10 protein-coding genes and 4 tRNA genes are annotated in these 16,125 nt (G+C 59.6%); 6 read left to right on the top strand and 8 right to left on the bottom strand.

Translation table 11 applies throughout. The features are described 5' to 3' along the window. Positions 1 to 957: 957 nt before the first annotated feature. Positions 958 to 1,182 carry a helix-turn-helix domain-containing protein gene (locus LQV16_RS23635; RefSeq protein WP_356815652.1) on the bottom strand — a complete coding sequence of 75 codons (225 nt, stop codon included), beginning with the start codon at positions 1,180 to 1,182 and terminating at the stop codon, positions 958 to 960. Between the two features lie 13 nt (positions 1,183 to 1,195). Further along, positions 1,196 to 5,494 carry a DEAD/DEAH box helicase gene (locus LQV16_RS01820; protein WP_229992233.1) on the bottom strand — a complete coding sequence of 1,433 codons (4,299 nt, stop codon included), beginning with the start codon at positions 5,492 to 5,494 and terminating at the stop codon, positions 1,196 to 1,198. A 94-nt stretch (positions 5,495 to 5,588) separates the two neighbouring features. Here LQV16_RS01820 and LQV16_RS01815 point away from each other — a divergent pair, with 94 nt between their 5' ends. Further along, positions 5,589 to 9,026, top strand: coding sequence for a helicase-related protein (locus LQV16_RS01815; RefSeq protein WP_229992232.1), 3,438 nt, complete (start codon positions 5,589 to 5,591; stop codon positions 9,024 to 9,026). A gap of 519 nt (positions 9,027 to 9,545) precedes the next feature. Here LQV16_RS01815 and LQV16_RS01810 read toward each other — a convergent pair. Further along, the gene (locus tag LQV16_RS01810) at positions 9,546 to 10,241 is read right to left on the bottom strand and encodes a hypothetical protein (protein ID WP_229992231.1); all 696 of its coding nucleotides are present in this window, start codon (positions 10,239 to 10,241) and stop codon (positions 9,546 to 9,548) included. Positions 10,242 to 10,366: 125 nt separating this feature from the next. On the opposite strand from LQV16_RS01810, the gene LQV16_RS01805 reads away from it, so the two are divergent. Then, complete coding sequence (locus tag LQV16_RS01805; RefSeq protein ID WP_229992230.1) at positions 10,367 to 10,720, top strand: hypothetical protein; 354 nt, start codon at positions 10,367 to 10,369, stop codon at positions 10,718 to 10,720. Positions 10,721 to 10,824: 104 nt separating this feature from the next. Here LQV16_RS01805 and LQV16_RS01800 read toward each other — a convergent pair. Together LQV16_RS01800 and LQV16_RS01795 are read right to left on the bottom strand one after the other, a co-directional pair. Further along, positions 10,825 to 10,882 (bottom strand) — tRNA-Gly (locus LQV16_RS01800). A 21-nt stretch (positions 10,883 to 10,903) separates the two neighbouring features. Next, positions 10,904 to 10,974, bottom strand: a tRNA-Gly gene (locus LQV16_RS01795). A gap of 364 nt (positions 10,975 to 11,338) precedes the next feature. Here LQV16_RS01795 and LQV16_RS01790 point away from each other — a divergent pair. Next, entirely contained in the window at positions 11,339 to 11,512 is a 174-nt protein-coding gene (locus LQV16_RS01790) for a hypothetical protein (protein ID WP_229992229.1), read from the top strand. A 21-nt stretch (positions 11,513 to 11,533) separates the two neighbouring features. On the opposite strand, the gene LQV16_RS01785 is transcribed toward LQV16_RS01790, so the two are convergent. Next, positions 11,534 to 11,603: transfer RNA gene (locus LQV16_RS01785), tRNA-Pro, on the bottom strand. A gap of 157 nt (positions 11,604 to 11,760) precedes the next feature. Between LQV16_RS01785 and LQV16_RS01780 the strand changes: the two genes are divergently transcribed. Continuing rightward, positions 11,761 to 12,540: a DUF5677 domain-containing protein gene (locus LQV16_RS01780; RefSeq protein ID WP_229992228.1), complete on the top strand. Its 780-nt coding sequence runs from the start codon at positions 11,761 to 11,763 to the stop codon at positions 12,538 to 12,540. A 358-nt stretch (positions 12,541 to 12,898) separates the two neighbouring features. Here LQV16_RS01780 and LQV16_RS01775 read toward each other — a convergent pair whose 3' ends face one another. Beyond that, complete coding sequence (locus LQV16_RS01775) at positions 12,899 to 13,078, bottom strand: hypothetical protein (protein ID WP_229992227.1); 180 nt, start codon at positions 13,076 to 13,078, stop codon at positions 12,899 to 12,901. A 146-nt stretch (positions 13,079 to 13,224) separates the two neighbouring features. On the opposite strand from LQV16_RS01775, the gene LQV16_RS01770 reads away from it, so the two are divergent. Both LQV16_RS01770 and LQV16_RS01765 read left to right on the top strand, forming a co-directional pair. Continuing rightward, positions 13,225 to 13,917, top strand: coding sequence for a hypothetical protein (locus tag LQV16_RS01770; RefSeq protein WP_229992226.1), 693 nt, complete (start codon positions 13,225 to 13,227; stop codon positions 13,915 to 13,917). A gap of 127 nt (positions 13,918 to 14,044) precedes the next feature. Beyond that, positions 14,045 to 14,527, top strand: a complete 483-nt coding sequence (locus LQV16_RS01765; RefSeq protein WP_229992225.1) for a hypothetical protein — start codon at positions 14,045 to 14,047, stop codon at positions 14,525 to 14,527. A 456-nt stretch (positions 14,528 to 14,983) separates the two neighbouring features. Here the strand turns inward: LQV16_RS01765 and LQV16_RS01760 are convergent. Next, positions 14,984 to 15,051 (bottom strand) — tRNA-Ala (locus tag LQV16_RS01760). Positions 15,052 to 16,125: the final 1,074 nt, after the last annotated feature.

The following is a 16,125-nucleotide window of genomic DNA, read 5'->3' as shown; positions in this document are numbered from 1 at the left end:
TTTCCTGATGGTGCTGGCGCCGGAGCACGCCATAGACGAGCGCGACGTAGCAGAAGAGCTTGCCGGCCACTTTACAGGCAACGCAACGAGTCGCCCTCGATCGCGAAACGTCAGCGGCCGCGTGCTTCTCACGAGCCTGTCTCCCCATCCTCAAGTTTCAAAAATTCACTTTATCGGCCAAGTGCACCGATAACGATGACCCGGGCTCCATTTGATTCCCAAGCATTCCTCGGCAGGACTTGCGTCCCATGTGCCAAGCACCCTCGGTTATCACGGCCACATGCCTAGTTGAGAAATTCCGCTGCCCAGCCCGTCAGTCATGTCCGATGCCCGAAAAGTCGCATGGAACAGCAGGGGAAATAAACGACCCGCTGGATCGAACGGGGTGAACTGTGAACGGACAACACGGTAAACGACGAGCCATTGAACCAAAGGGAACGGGACGGGCAGGCGAAGTTACCGCTCCGCCGACAGCACTGTCTGAAGCAGCGCCCTCAGCGCACGCGCACGATTACATGCCACCGGAAGAACCATACGGGAACCGTGCCGCGGGAACGTCCCCGCACAACCCAAGCGAGGTAACGAATCCGGTGACAGCGCGTACCGACTCAAATGTGAATCAGAAATTTCGCTACCTCGTTTACCACAGCTTCATGTCCCTCACGGACTTCCTTGCCTGGGTCGAGAGAAACGACGGCAGTGAACCAGACATCTGGCGCATACAAGGCCGCTGAACAGGACGAATCTGAAGCGCGCCTTGGCAGCGGCCCGAAGGCCGCTGATCTGCGGAAACACTGTGCCCGAGGTGGGACTCGAACTACATTCCAGGCCCTGCAAACACTGGGAACCGGCGAAAACATAGGGAATCCGAACCAGTCCAGACCCTGTACTAGCGGATCCGAGGGGAAAAGTGTGGACAATGTCAACACCATCCCAATAGTCTCTCGACAATTCTCCTCACATAGAAATCCCTAGTTGGCTATCGCCTCTGTCCCTCCGGGTATTCTTCACCAGGGGTCCAATGCCGCCCCTCCCGGACGAAGTCCCGCAACTCCGGGTTGCCGGCGATCTTTCCAGTGCGCTGGGCTGTCCGCGACGGATCTCTCTCCTTACGGTTGACGGGCTGCGCCCGAGCTCCAGGGCAATGGCAAGGACGCTGAGCCGGGCTAAGGGCCGGGACAGCAGTCATCGAAGTTCACCCTGCCACAATAGATAGTCTTTCACGCTCCGCTGCCACCACAAGTCGTGCAAGCTCGACCTCAGATACGTCAACTGCGTCGGGAGCCTGCTTCGCGATAAGACTGTCCCGAGCGAACTCGTCAAAGAGCTGCCTCTTGTCTTTCAGAATGTCGCGGATGCGCTCGTCTACGCTGTCTTCCGTAAGCAGACGGTGCACCTGGACGGTGTCGGTCTGACCCATGCGGTGAGCTCTCGCGATCGCCTGCGACTCCATCGTAGGTTTGATCTGCGGCTCGCAGATCACAACGACCGACGCCGACTGGATGTTCAAGCCGACACCGCCCGCGGTTATCTGCGCAACGAGGACGGCGCCGTGCCCGGCCTGTGAGAAGCGATCAACGAGCTTCTGTCGATCCGCCGCAGCGAGGGACCCTGTGAGGGGGCCAAAGACATGACCGGGTAGTAGTCGAGCGACTTGGTTCAGGACTTCTCGGAAGTATGAAAAGACGATAATCCGTCGGCCATTAGCTTCGGCTTCTTCTGCAATTTCTAGCAGTCGGCTGACCTTCATGGATTGTTCCGACATCATTGCGGCGCGTCGCATTAACATGAACTGGCCTTCCCTTACGGCTCGGCCGTAAACCAGCTCATCAGAGTGCGACATCCCCATCCACTCGTCTATCTCGACCACTTCGGGAAGCTCTGTGAGCACATCCTCCTGGTTACGGCGTAGGTAGGCTGGCGCGACATGCTTGCGAAAAGCCTTGGCGAGAAATTCAGGCGCTTCCTCCGCGAGGTCGGGGCGGATATAGCTGATCAGATTGCGGAACTCGGCGACACTGTTCTCCAACGGCGTGCCAGTCATCAAGATTGCATACTTCGTGGAATTGATGATCTCCGCCGCGGCGAGCGAGCGCTTTGCCCTGGGATTCTTGATGTAGTGCGCCTCATCGAGAATGACGCACCCCAGATCGACTCCGCTCAAGTACCCCTCTATCCACGGCAGGAGATCATATGTGGTGACGGCGACGCCGCCGTTCTTTACCCACGCCTTTGCCGCGTGGTTTCGCTCCCATAACGCGCCGTGGAGGCGTAAGGCCTTCAACTTGGTGTGCTTTACTGTCTCGCGAGTCCAGTTACTAACGACCGCGGCCGGACAGACGACGAGGAAATGCGACTGACCGCGCGCACGGAGATGGGCGAGAACGGCAAGGGCTTCAACTGTCTTACCCAGCCCCATCTCGTCTCCGATGATCACCTTTTCTTGCACGAGGGCGAATCGCGCACCGAAGCTCTGATAAGCGCGAAGCGAGGCGGTGAGGTAGTCCCGTTTAAGTTCCTTGGCGCGCACTGCTTCAACGATCTCTTCCGGGAGATCGCCGTGCATGCTCTTCTCATCCTCGGTCATGAATCCAAGTTCAGTGAGCATGCCGAAATAATCAGCTGGTCGGGAGAGGAAATCGGTCCAAATGCTCGCAGTACTGAGAGGAGGAACGATGCGATTCAACGCGTCATTCAACACATCTGAAACGGCGGGGCGGCCTTTATGAATCTTCCCTTTATTGATCACCAGAACCCCGAGGGGCGTAGAGTTGCTCTTCTTCTTGATGAGTCGAGATAGACCCCTAGCCACCGCCACTTCGTCCTCAGTCGGGCTGAACTTCCGTGCGCTGTCCCAGCGCGCGAGCGACTCTAATAGCGCGGTAGTAGCCTTTCCCTTCCGCTTTACGTCGATACGGACGGGGGTCTCCTCTCGCACAGCCTCGAAAAGACGCAGTGACGCCTGAGCGATAGGCCGCGCGGAGGCTTCGCCAAGACCGGGCAAGGATTTCAGTGAATAATCGTCTTGGAAGCGCAGAACGTCCCAAACGTTGTGCAGATCGTAATCTTGCAACGGAGCTGTCCGAAGCTGCCGCTGCGGAGCTGCTTTGCGTAGGACTTCGAGATCCATCGCCTTCAGCGCATCAGAAACGTCTCCAGCTCGGACTTTGTCGGCCGCTGCACGTGCCTCAGTTGCTGCCTCTTTCGCGGCGTTCTCTGCGTTGGTGATGAGCGGGAGCTTCCCCCACGCGCCCTTCAGTAAGTTAGAAGGGAGAGTCTCGGCGATCGTGTAATTCGCGGGCAGGTAGGCTTTCAGCCCAAGGGAGGGATCGAGTAACTGACTGGGGTCAGTCGGCATGTCCTGGAGGTTGACAGTCAGTCGGGCCAGCTGCGCTTTGACGAAGTTGGCGGTCTCATAGGCTTCCCGGATAACTTGGTGGGCACGCTCACATTTTCCTCCAGCCTCGCATTCCCATTCGAAGTCAAAGCCGTCACCAACCACCGCGGCGACCCGGCTAGCCAGCGCTGCGGTTTCAGTCAGGAACTCGTTGTCTTTTTGAGTGAGCGCGGCGTCCCGAAGCACGGAGAGGCTGGCAACCAAGACTTGACTGCTCTCGCGCAGTGGGAGCAACCTCATGGCTGTGCGGCTGATCTTGATGGAGGCCGAGTCCTCAATCAGTTGCTGGACGATGGCTTTTGCGTTAACCAATGCATCCTCGCGAGTTGCTTGAATTTGTTGGACCAATTCCGGCCAACGTAGGACATCCTGGTGGAGAACTGCGACCTTCTCGCGCTCCTCCTTAAGCAGATTCCCTACCCGATCGCAGGCCGCTACGACTGCTTGCCCCTCGCCCGATGCCAACAGATCCGCATGAACCTGATGTAGCAGAGACGCAGATTCATGGGCACCTTGGCAGCTGTCCGCATCGCATGAGCTCGGGTCGAGGAGGCGTCGAGCTTCCGGGCTATGCGTCTCGCTGAGGTCTTGGACCCTCGCCGCAGCAGTCCGTTCGATTTCCGAGAGAGCGCCGGTCCGTGTCAGAGGCAGATGTTCGGCGTCGATCATCGCGAGTGACGCTGCCATCCCCCACTCTTCAACGTCATCTAAAGCGGTGCGCAGTCGCGCCCGCTCATCCTTCATCTGTTCGTGCATGCAGGCGCTGGCCGCCACTACTGCTTGCCCGCCGCCCGATGTGAGCAAATCCAGATATGCCTCATTCAAGAGCGAACCGGCTCGGTGAAGGCCACCGCAGTAGCCAGATTCACAGGAGGTGGGGTCAAGTAGCTGACGTACCTTAGCACTGTGTTCAGCTACGATTTCTCGAATGGTGGCCGCCGCCGTTCGCGCTCCTTCGGTAAGAGCGTATGTCCTCGTTAGGGGCAGATGTGCGGAGCAGCGCAAAACGAGTGATGCTGACCTATCCCAGTCCTCCAGGTCATCCAATGCCTCGCGAAGTCGCTGCCACTCATCTGATCGCTCTGCCTGGAGCCGTTCGGCCACGCTGAGGATGGGGTGATTCGTTCCGTGCGCGGTGAGTGAGGTGTGCAAAGCTGCCAGTCGTGCTGTTGCTTCGTGGGTCTGCGAGCACGACTTGCTGCTGCAACTCATCTCCGCTGCAACAATGTTAGATATACCAGCATCTGTATCGTAGGTTTGGAAGAGAGTCTGTATGGCGTTCGATTCAGACTCCGACAGCACCACTGCAGGATTGATTGGCATGTGCTCCGCGGCGAACTCGGCCTGCTGTGCGGCAGCTCTCCAGGTGGCCAAATCACTAAAGATCTGAGGCAGTCGGGAGCGCTCACGCGAAAGTTGAGCTGACACGCGGGTCGCGGCAGCACTTATTCGCTCTGCAGTCCCGACCTTGCGTCCGATGATCTGCGCTTCGTGGAGAACGTTGGTGGACGCGTGGGCCTTAGCGCAGGCGCCTGCCGCGCACCAGGACGGATCGAGAAGCTTCATCGACTCATCGTGGTGCTCATTAAGAAGGTCGATGAGTGCTAGCCCAGCACTACGTTCGTCATCTCCGAGGGCCCGGTCTCGGGTGATTGGCAGATGAGAGGCCTCATCGAGCATCTGTGACGCCTTATTTCCCGTTGTGCTTAGGGAGCTCAGAACGTCGGCGAGGTCGTCGCGTTCAGCGACTCCGCGTACTGTCAGTTCATTCTGGAGTTGCTCGAGACGTTGTGGGGCGCCGATCGAACAGTACCAATCCCGGAAGTGAGCAAGTCGGGCAGCGGCGTCATGCGCGGGTCGGAGTCTCTTACCACTCGGGAGCCAGGTTGTCTGTGTCAGACGGTCGGCTTCGTCGGGATCGCCGGACTCAGCTGCCTCCTCAACCCTGAGCAAGCGAGTCCAGTCATCGTCCGCTATGTTAGCTGGGCCTGAAAGCGGTAAGTGCGCAGCGAGTTGCCGGATTTCTTCGACTGTCTGGATCCAACCCCGCACTTGTTCGATGAGCACGCTTAACTGTTGGCGCTCGGCGCGCTTCATCGAGCCCCCTTGGCAGTATTCTTCAAGATGGTTGTAGGTCCGACGCGAAGTGGGCCGGCTGGATAGCATCCTACGCGAAGCTGGAGGAAATCAATTGAAGTTAGAGGACTTGGCGCCGGGCCTGCAGATTACTGGCGTCGTGCCTCATGAAGTAGTGCAGGTGATTTTCGGTCAGCCTCATGGTCAGGACGCAGTTGAGTTGACGTACAAGACATCGTCGGGTGGCTTAGGACAGCGCGTGATGTTCCGGCGTGACGAGGATTCGCTTGCAATCTCAACTTCGGGAAGCCGGCCATTCGATGCTTCTTCCATCGACTTCAAAACCGTCGCTGAGGCACAGAGAATTAAGCTCGCGGGGCTGTATGATCCAATGCTCGCCGTCGCGACGAGTAATGTTCAGCCGCTTCCTCACCAGATCCGTGCCGTCTACGGCGAGTTGTTGCCCCGCACCCCCTTGCGATTCCTGTTGGCGGACGACCCGGGCGCAGGGAAAACGATCATGGCGGGACTCTTTATCAAGGAGCTGATCCTTCGTGAAGACGTTCGACGGTGTCTCATAGTCGCTCCAGGCGGTCTAGTTGAACAGTGGCAGGACGAGCTGTTCTTCAAATTCGGTCTGTCATTCGAGATCCTCACGACGCAGATGGTTGATACAAGCCTGGGCAACGACATCTTTGAAAATCATCATCTGCTTATCGCGCGCATGGACCAGCTCGCACGCAACGAGGACCTCCAGCAGCGGCTACGGAATAGCCACTGGGACTTAGCGATCGTCGACGAGGCGCATCGAATGGGTGCGCACTACTTCGGCAACAAGTTGGAAAAAACTAAACGGTTCCAACTCGGTGAGCTGGTCGGCGAGGTATCTCGGCACTTCCTCCTCATGACCGCGACGCCACACTCCGGTAAAGAGGAAGACTTTCAACTTTTTCTGAGTTTGCTCGATAAGGACCGCTTCGCCGGTAAGAACGGCGTCTCCGTCGACACGAGTGACGTCATGCGCCGAATGGTTAAGGAAGATCTTCTAACGTTTGAGGGTCGCAAGCTCTTTCCGGAAAGAATTGCCGAGTCTATCCCCTATGAGCTCACTGAGCTGGAGAATGACCTTTACCAGCAGGTAACCGACTACGTTCGTAACGGCATGAACCGAGCAGCCAAGCTCGATGGCAAACGTCGTAACACCGTCGGTTTCGCGTTGACTGTTTTGCAACGGAGGCTTGCTTCGAGCCCAGAGGCTATTCACCGTAGTCTGGTTCGTCGCGCGCAGCGACTGGACGTCACTAAGCGTGGCATTGAGAACGGCACCTATCGCGAGGATCGCGATGTCCTCAGACCCGAGCGCTACAAGTACATTACTTCGGACATGGATATCGTCGAGGTGTCCGCCGAAGATCTTGAGGAGTTCGAAGAGAACGTAGTTGACGCTGCCACGGCCGCAGAAACGATCGCCGAGCTGGAATCAGAGATCCAAGAGCTTACGTCACTAGCGGAGGTCGCGAGGGAAGTACGCGACCGCGGGGAGGACAAGAAGTGGTCAGAGCTTCGATTGATCCTTGAAGACAACGTCATGCCGCTGGATTCCAGTGGGAAGCCACGCAAGCTCATTATCTTCACGGAGCACCGAGACACCCTGAACTACCTCATGGAGCGCATCACGCACCTGATTGGCCGCCCGAAGGCTGTCGTCGCGATCCATGGTGGCGTTCGCAGAAACGATCGCCGTGCCATAACCGAGGAGTTCACTAAGAATCCGGACTGCCAGATAATGTTGGCAACGGACGCAGCGGGCGAGGGTTTGAATCTCCAAGCCGCACATCTGATGGTCAATTATGACTTGCCTTGGAATCCAAACCGCATCGAGCAGCGCTTCGGGCGTATTCATCGAATCGGGCAGACTGAGGTTTGCCGGCTATGGAACCTCGTAGCCGCTAATACGCGGGAGGGCGAAGTCTTCACAGCGCTGCTTAACAAGATCGAGGAGCAGCGGAGAGCCTACGGTGGCAATGTTTTCGATGTCCTGGGTACGGCTTTTGCGGATACGCCCCTTCGGGAACTGCTGATCGAGGCGATTCGCTACGGTGAACTCCCTGAAACCAAGGCACGCATGCACCAGGTTATCGACCGAAGCGTGGCCGAGGGGTTGCAAGAACTGCTCAACGAACGCGCCTTAGCCAACGAGCACCTGTCGGATGCCGATCTTGCGAGCCTCCGAGCGTCGATGGATGAAGCTCGTGCTCGTCGTCTTCAGCCTCATTACATCGAGCTGGCCTTTAAGGAGGCCTTCACTCGATTCGGCGGCAAAATAGTGAGGCGGGAGAAGGGCCGCTTCGAGATCGGCCATGTGCCGTCCACGCTTCGCAACGGCAAGTACGGCCCGGTCGCCACGAGATATGAACGCGTGACTTTCGATCTAGGCCTCGTACACGATGACGAGGGAACCAGCGCGGACTTGCTGGCACCAGGTCACCCTCTCCATGATTCGGTGATGGACCATGCGGTTACCACTCTGGCCGGAGTCCTCAACCGGGGCACCGTGCTTGTCTCCTCAAGACTTCAGTCGCCCTGCCTACTGGTGGGCGTTGTCGAAGAAATCGTCGACTCGTTGGGTGCTTCGGTCGCGCGCAGATTCGGTTACGCCTATGTGAGTGAGGACGGCGCAGTCAACGACGCCGGTCCGGCTCCCTACCTTGACTGTATGTCGGCGCCTGACGTTGCCTCCGTTCGCCAGGCGAAGGCACTTCCGTGGTTACACAGTGCAGAATCAAATGCCGTGAGCTGGATTATCGAGAACGAATTGCCGAGCTACCTTGCTGCTATCCAGCCTCGGCGATCGGCTGAACTCGACAAACAGCGCGGGTTGGTCGAGGCACGTCTCAAATATGAGATTGAGCGACTTCTCTCGGAGGCGGTTGCCGCAGCCGAGCGGGAGAACCTTGGGGAGAAGCTGAAAGAGTCCTCGGAGAGCTTGAGCCGAAAGGCGACGGACCTGCAAACGCGACTCGACCGTCGGCTCGAACTCATCGACCAGCAGGGCAAAATGTCCACCAAATCGCCGCTAATCGTCACAGCGGCGCTTGTCCTTCCTGCTGCGATGCTTGATTCCGATGTCGCTATCGATGACAGGCCGATGAGCGGGGTGCCATCAACGTTTGTTCAGCGTCGCAGCATTGAAGTTGTGCTCGCACAGGAGCAGGCAATTGGTCGAGTCCCGGAACTGCAAGCGAGCAACACTCATGGCTACGACATCCTGTCGACCGACCCTGTGTCCGGTCAGACCTACCGCATTAAGGTCGTGGCACAGGTTGCTGAAGCGGCCGATTTCTGGGTCACACACAATGAGGTTGTTACAGGAAAGAACGCTAAACCCCATTATCGTCTTGCTCTCGTTCGGCTTGATTCAGGTCACTTCAGTGGCGGTGACGTCCGCTACCTTGACAACCCCTTCTCAAACGTTGAAATAAATGATTTTCAGGCCACAGGGCATGCGGGCAACTGGAACCGTAGTTGGACGCGCGGGAAGGCGCCTTTCTGACACCTAGAAATAGGCGACTGCGACGGCCGCCCTGCTTCACGGCACGGGAACCGTTTATGTAGCGCTTCCTGTTCAGCTCCTTGGCAAGGCCGTCACTCTGAGAGTAATCGGGAGCAAGGCCGGGTGACCCAGCACGGCCGGGACCTCGGCCGCCACCACGGCGGTCGCGGCCGCACCACTGTCGGCTGCCGCTTCAACGACCACCGGCACGGCGCGGGTCGGCTCAAGCCTGATCACGGTCCCGGGAACCCGGGAACCGGCACCGGTGCCTCTGGCGTATCAATGGAAAGCCCAAGCGTAACCATCATCGGCGCGACCGCCGCGGCCTACAAACCCTTCGCGGCCGATACGGTAAGGCTCTCAGAAGCGGCCAACCAGGCGACGGCAAGTCGATGACCGTGACGACCACTGCGATGGAGTTCCTTAGGTGCCAGCTCCAGGCATGGAAACCGTTCGGGCCTGAAGCCCTGCGCACCCACCCTTAGCTTGTGCGGCAGCACGGAAAGCCTTTCCGTCGGGCTAGACCGCGTCCTTGGGCGCCACCACGTACTTCTCCGTGCCGTCGCCTTCAAGCGTCTGTTCGGTCGTCCTGGTGATGCTCCGGATGCCCTCCGCGGCGACGATCCGCTGGTGGCTGACCAGGGCACCGAGCTCCTCGCCGTCCTCAGTGAAGACTGCCCGGCCGACGTGGTGCTGGCCAAAGCTCAGGGCAAGCATGGACTGAACCGGGAAACTGAATTTCTTCCGCTGGTGATCCAGAGCGGGCACGCACGCCTGGCAGGTGACGTAGCTGTTCAGGGCCTCGACTTCCGGCCGAGTCAGTACATGAGGCATCCGGTAGACCATGCCGAGGTCGGCAGGCCGGAGGGTGTCGTAGTTCTGCAGCACCAGATCCCAGGACTCGCTCCGGTCCACGGTGTGCCTGACGTGGTCGCAGTCAGGCTTGTGGACGCGCCGGATGCCGCTGGCGGTGATGAAGAAGACGTCCTGGCCGGACCGCAGCCGGGAGTCCACCGCTTCCTGCTCCCGTCTGATCTGTGCCCTGATCTCCTCCAAAGACGGCTTGGGAGAGTAATCCGCGGACGGCCAGTACGGGTCATCGGCCGGCTCCCGCTCAGGAACCAGCGTGGAACCGCGGCCTGCTGCGATCTCATCGATCAGGTTGACCAGCTCGTCGGTGCTCAGCCGCTCCGGGCCATCGTTGTGCTCGGCCATGGCCGTCCTTCTCTCGTGTCCGTTATCGACGTTCATCATCTCAACAGCGGGCAAATCGGGCAGCCGTGAAGCCGTCACAGCGCGTCCACCAGGAAACCTAGCCGGTGCTCCGATAGCGTCATGGCATGACGATCAGGATCCCCTCCGACAAGCAGATCGACCCGTCCAAGCTGGACACCTGGATCCAGATGAACACCGTCCGGCGGGCTGTGCACTCCCCCGGGCCGGCGTTCGTCTACATCAAGGACATCGAAGCCGGGACGGCAGGGTCTGTGATCGACCCGGTACGACTGCAGGCGCTGATCGAGGAGAAGGTCGTCAGGAAGGGCGACCCGACCGACGGATTACCGTTCATCTACCTGGGCGACCTCATGGACGGCTTCCGGGGAACCCGGCTGGAGCCAGACGATGTCATCCGGGCGGCGGCGATGGAGCGCCACAGAACGGAACAGCTGCGCAAGCAACGGGCGCAGAACTAGTGCCCCCGGCGGGATTCAAACCCGCGACACGCGGATTAGAAGGCCGTTGCTCTATTAGCTGAGCTATGGAGGCGTGACGGCGCATTGGGCGCCTTCGATCCGGCGACGGGGCTCGAACCCGCTACCTCCTGGGTGGGAGACAGGCGCCCTACCTTCAGGGCCTCGATGGCATTTGTAACTTCCAGTCGGCGACGGGCCTCGAACCCGCGACCGCAGACTGGCAGACTGCTGCGTTCCTCCTGCACCACGCCTACAGGTGCAGGGTTGGGGCCTTAGCAGGGCCCGACACCTGCCCGCGCTCTCGTGCCCGTGGACGCCAGCATGCCTTGGCAGGTTCTCCCTCATCGGTATTGGACGCCGTATATCCGCACCGGCGCAGCACGACCGCTGTTTCGACTCATAGCGGCGAACAAGAAGGGACGCTACTCCCCCGCGGCTACTCCCAGGATCGAACTGGGGACCTTGCGATTTTCAGTCGCACGCTCTACCAACTGAGCTAAGAGGCCGAATGGGCGGACCCTCCATGAAGGCCCGCGGTGAACCTGGTGCCAGCCCAGTCCGCCGACTGCTTCCATCGCACCGCAGCGGGCACCGCTATGATCGATGGATCGTCGATTGATGGGGGAAGAAATGGACAACGTCGAGAAGACAACGTGGGCAGTGCTGGGAGCCATTCTTGTCGGGTCAATTGGGCTGTTCTTCAAGGACGCTTGGGACGACGCCCAGGAGCAGGCCGAGGAGGCCGCCAACCCGCGGGTCCGGTGGACGGACAAGAACCGTTGGGAAGACTAACAGCCCCGAATCGAGATCCCGCCGGGATGACAGGATTTGAACCTGCGACCCCCTGGCCCCCAGCCAGGTGCGCTACCTGCGCTACATCCCGTTGGCCCGAGCGCCAAGGCGCCCCAGGGTACCGTGGGCATGTGGGGGTTTTCGCTGGGTGTTCGATAGTCCTATGCGGTCCAGCTGCTGACGGGTAGACCATGGTGCGGGCGTGTCGGATAGCTAAGAACGCCCCGTCAATGGGTGACCGTTAGTTCATGAACACCAAGCAGCAGGGAATTGACGACTGGGGGACCATCTTCCGCGACCTCGCAGCCCTGATTGACAGAGCACCTTCGCCTCCTCGCCGGCCTGCCGGTGAATGGACTAGGAAGGACCAGGCTGAAGCTCATGCCATCGCCGTGGCCTGGGGTTGGCTCATTCGGGTCAAGCGCACAGCAGAAGCAGTGATAGAGCTTGAAAAGTCCGGGTACGGCAATGAGGCGGCCCCGCTGGCACGCTCTGTCGTGGAGCATGCCATCCGACTGCCCTGGGCGGCGGATAAAGGCCGGCAAGAATTCGTGGAGATCCTGGTCCGGATGCGTAGCTGGTCGTTGCAAAACACCTTGAAAGCCGCTGAGGCCGGCTGGCCACTCACTGATGACCAGAGGAACCAAATCAAGGATCTGCAGGATGAGGCGGGTGAGGACTTCAAACAGCTGGACCGGTTCATGCAGTTGGCTGCTGTCGTTGTCGATGATCCCGAGCAATTCGCAGGGCTCTATCAGATATGGCTCGCCGAAACCCAGGAGTCCCACCCTTCGCTACAAAGTTCGGCGAACTACAGACAACAATCCAAGGACGGTTTGACCTGGAGCCTAAGTACCAGTCCCAGACCCGGAACACGTCGGTACGACGTCCTCATGCCGTCCCTTCTATGGATTGGCCTCCGCGGATACGCCCGGATCGCTGACCTCACGGACCATTTCGAGATGGGTCTCAACCAGCTCGGACAAAGAATGGAAGACTTAGGAGTAGCCCGCAAGCGAGCAACCTGAGCTCTCGAGCCCTGGACTGGAATCGAACCAGTGACCTTCCCTTTAGGAGGGGATGCTCTATCCGACTGGCTACACAACCCTGCAGAAGCAGACCCTCGTCCCGATTACCAGACGAGGTCTCCGTCATTGAGCTAGATAGTCTGCCCTTTGTGTAGCCCGTGCATGTGGTGCGGCGGCCGACACTGATGGTGTCGGTCTAGCCGTTTGGCAGGGGCACGGCAAGCTTGCAGCCGGACTTGCGGCTCGTCTTGTCCTCTGCGGCGTCGAAGAGGTGTGCTGCGCCGTCCAGCGTGGGCGAGATGAAGCGGGCTTTGGGAACGCCGTACTCCTCGGTGATGAGGTGGAAGAGTTCCCGCGCCTATTCCCGGGTCATGAGCTCGTTGTTGTAGCACCGGACGGTGACCGCAATCTTCTTGTCGAAGCCGGCACGGGTGACAATCTGTTCAAGGACCTTCATGTGGTCCCGGGCCTCCTGGGCCGTCACTGCGGTCGCGGGCAGCGGTTCAAGTACTGCGTTTCCGGCTCCGTCTCGGCTCACAATCGAACCCTTCCTGATCGGTCGCGGCGCTTGGGCAATGGGTGTGGTTTAGCCGCTGGTATCCCTATGCGGCGAAACCGACGACGGCCCTTCCGGCCTCACCGTAACAGCGCCGGTAAGCTGTGGCAGACGACAAGGGGAACGGCATGGAGAACGGCACGAAACCGTGGATGACCGAAGAGGAAGCCTCACGGGACCTGGCAGCCAACGAGGACTATCTCAGGCGCATGGACTACCTCACCGACGAGGAACTGCGGGAGCAGCTAAAGGCCACCATCCGGCGGGAGACAGCGAGCCTGGACGAGTGGGCCGCCGCCGGCGAATATTTCGTCCTGTCCGACGCCGGGAAGGTGCATCTCCCGACGTGCCCGACCATACAGCGGTTCATGGACCGCGACGTGGCCTGGGCGCCGTACCTGCGCCACCTGGAGCGGGTACGGGATTGGCACGGCAGCGACGACAACGCCCCGGACATGCCGCGGCTAAAGACGCGTGAGCAGATCGAGGCACTGGACAGGTACGCAACGTGTCCGCTTTGCGCGCCGACGCTGGACCACACCGACGAGCGCAGGAACCCGAAAGGCTGGATGGTGCTGAAGGCCGGCAGCCTGAAGGCCAAGCACTTCGGCCGCACGTTCTTCCTGCCCTCCGGGGAGGACCTGGGCGGGCTGTCCCGCCTGACCCGTGACGAAACACCCGCCGGGCTCACCTTTCGTGCCGAGTTCGCCGACGGCGCCCGCCACGTGACGGATCCCGAGGCCATGCTTCAGTACCGGACACCCGTTGCCGGTGATGCCGCAGCGGCGCCTGCACCGGCCCTGCCGCCTTGGCGTCGGTAGAGCCACCCCACGCAGCAGCAGAGACGACAGAAAGCAGGACCATGGAAACCTTGCCAGGAACTTGGCGTGAACCGCACCGGAACGTTCGGATCCCCTTCCCGCAGGCTATTGCCGAATGGGCGGAAGCTTGATCCCGATTACGGAAGAGGTGGCCCGGACCTGCAACAGCCACATCATCTACTCCGACCTTGCCTCCGGGGTGATGGAGGAGACGGCGATCAGGACCGGACAGCTGCTCACCAACTTCAGCGGCAAGCTCCTGAACCGGGTAATCCATATCTGCCTTGACCGAGGCCTGCCAGCGCTGTCGTCGCTGGTTGTCACCGCGTCCGACGGGACGCGGGGCTCCGGCTTCAACGAGGTGCTGCGCGCCTCCGACAAGGACATTCCCGCGACGGATCTGGAGCGGGAAAGGGCGGCCGCGGTCGAGCGCCTGGAGTGCTACAAGGTCTACTGCGAGGACCTTCCCGCTGATGCTGAGCCGCGGCTGACCAGGAGGTACGAGGCCCGGATGAACCCCTCGAAGAAGACCGCGCCGCGCCCTATAGCCGTGTGTCCCGGCTACGGACTCCAGCTGCCTGCCACCGGCATCTGCAACGACTGCGGGTAGGCAAAGGAACAGCACGGCCGATAATTCCGGCCGGGTCACTCCCCTACAGTTGAAGGTGCTGCCTACTTGTTCGCCTCGGCGATGAAGCCGGCGTAGTAGTCACGCATTGCGTTCACCTGCGCCTGCTGCTTCATCTCGATGTCCGCTGCCGCAGTACGACCAGTACCTGAAGTTGAACATGGCGTTGCTGTGGCCTGCCGGTGGCAATCTACCCGGCATGGCGATGCCCTGCTCAGCGTCGTTCTGCACGGCTCCGATGATTCGACCAAAGCGTGGGGAGAGACGCGCGAGAAAACGAGCTAGCCGGGCGGCGTCTATACGCCCCTATGCCCGGAGGTCACTACAATCAATCGCATGACTACCTTGGCCAACGCCGTTCACACGCGTTTTCGGCGGCAAAGTGTTACCAGAGTGTTTATGCCGGGGATCCGACGACCCAAAATTCCTTGCAATTCGTGGAGCTAAGGGGATTCGGACCCCTGACCTCTTCGATGCGAACGAAGAGCTCTACCCAAGGGAACTATTACTTTGGAGTAATGGGACAACCTTCAGAATGACCGAAGGTTAGGTCATGCCGCTCCTTTGCAACTTCTCATATACTCGGCTCCTGCCAGCGGTGCCCTACAGGCCGACTTCACGACATCAACATCTCATTTCGTGTGCATTGGGCTGCTCCCATTTCGACGTCAGGTAGGAAGTGGCGCATTGGGAAGAACGGGCCTTGCTTCCCTTTTCCTGACCAGTGTCTAAACCTCAGCGTGATTGCTTAACACGCTGACTCCGCGGTTACGAGCAAGTCACCGCTCGCTGGCGCTGACTCGTGCATCCTTGGCCAGTCTCAAACGTCTATGCGGTAGCTGGTCACAAAGGGCTCTGCGGCCCGTTTAGACACCAGAACATGGTCAGGGAAATACACTGCTACCAGGCGCACCCAATGGGTCCTGCCATACACCTCGAGTTGCTAAAGCGTCAAGCTTTGTCAACAACAAAAGAGTAAACAGGCCTCTGACCTACGGAAACACTGTGCCCGAGGTGGGACTCGAACTGCATTCCTGCCATTGCAAACACTGGACTCCCCCGGAAATATGCGGAATCCGAAGCAATCCGCAGACAATCCAGTCCAATCCGCGGCAAGGAGTGTTGACAGTGTCAACACTCCTTCTTTAGGGCATTTTGAAAGAAGCGACCTTCCACCCGCGGCCCGCGGAGGACCTAATTGAGGGTCCATGCTAATTTGACGGAATCTGCATTATCGGCGGGTGTGTTCGCGCCGTCATTAGCTGAGCGAATCCCGCATCTGATTACGATTTTGTCGCTTCGAGCGCCGTCCAAGTGGGCTTTGATTGTGTTGGGATCAAATACGAGACGGCGTCATGATCGTCTGCTCGATCACTTCGGTCTCTGCAGCTGCTCGGGCTAAACAATACGACCGGCTGACGTATGTCGGTCGGACTCCTGGCACCCGACTTTCGGGCTGCTGTTGCGGGGGCATGCCGGGAATCCGACCAGCGTTTTTGGGAATGGGGTGTTGCTGCCGGGTTATCCGGTACTACTGCGCGCCCGGCCGGTGTTGCAGCAGGTCCGATCGTCAAAGGGGC

Origin of the sequence: Arthrobacter sp. Bi26, from assembly GCF_918697925.1 — a bacterium.
Lineage (GTDB): Bacteria > Actinomycetota > Actinomycetes > Actinomycetales > Micrococcaceae > Arthrobacter.
This window is presented reverse-complemented; position numbering and strand designations above follow the sequence as displayed.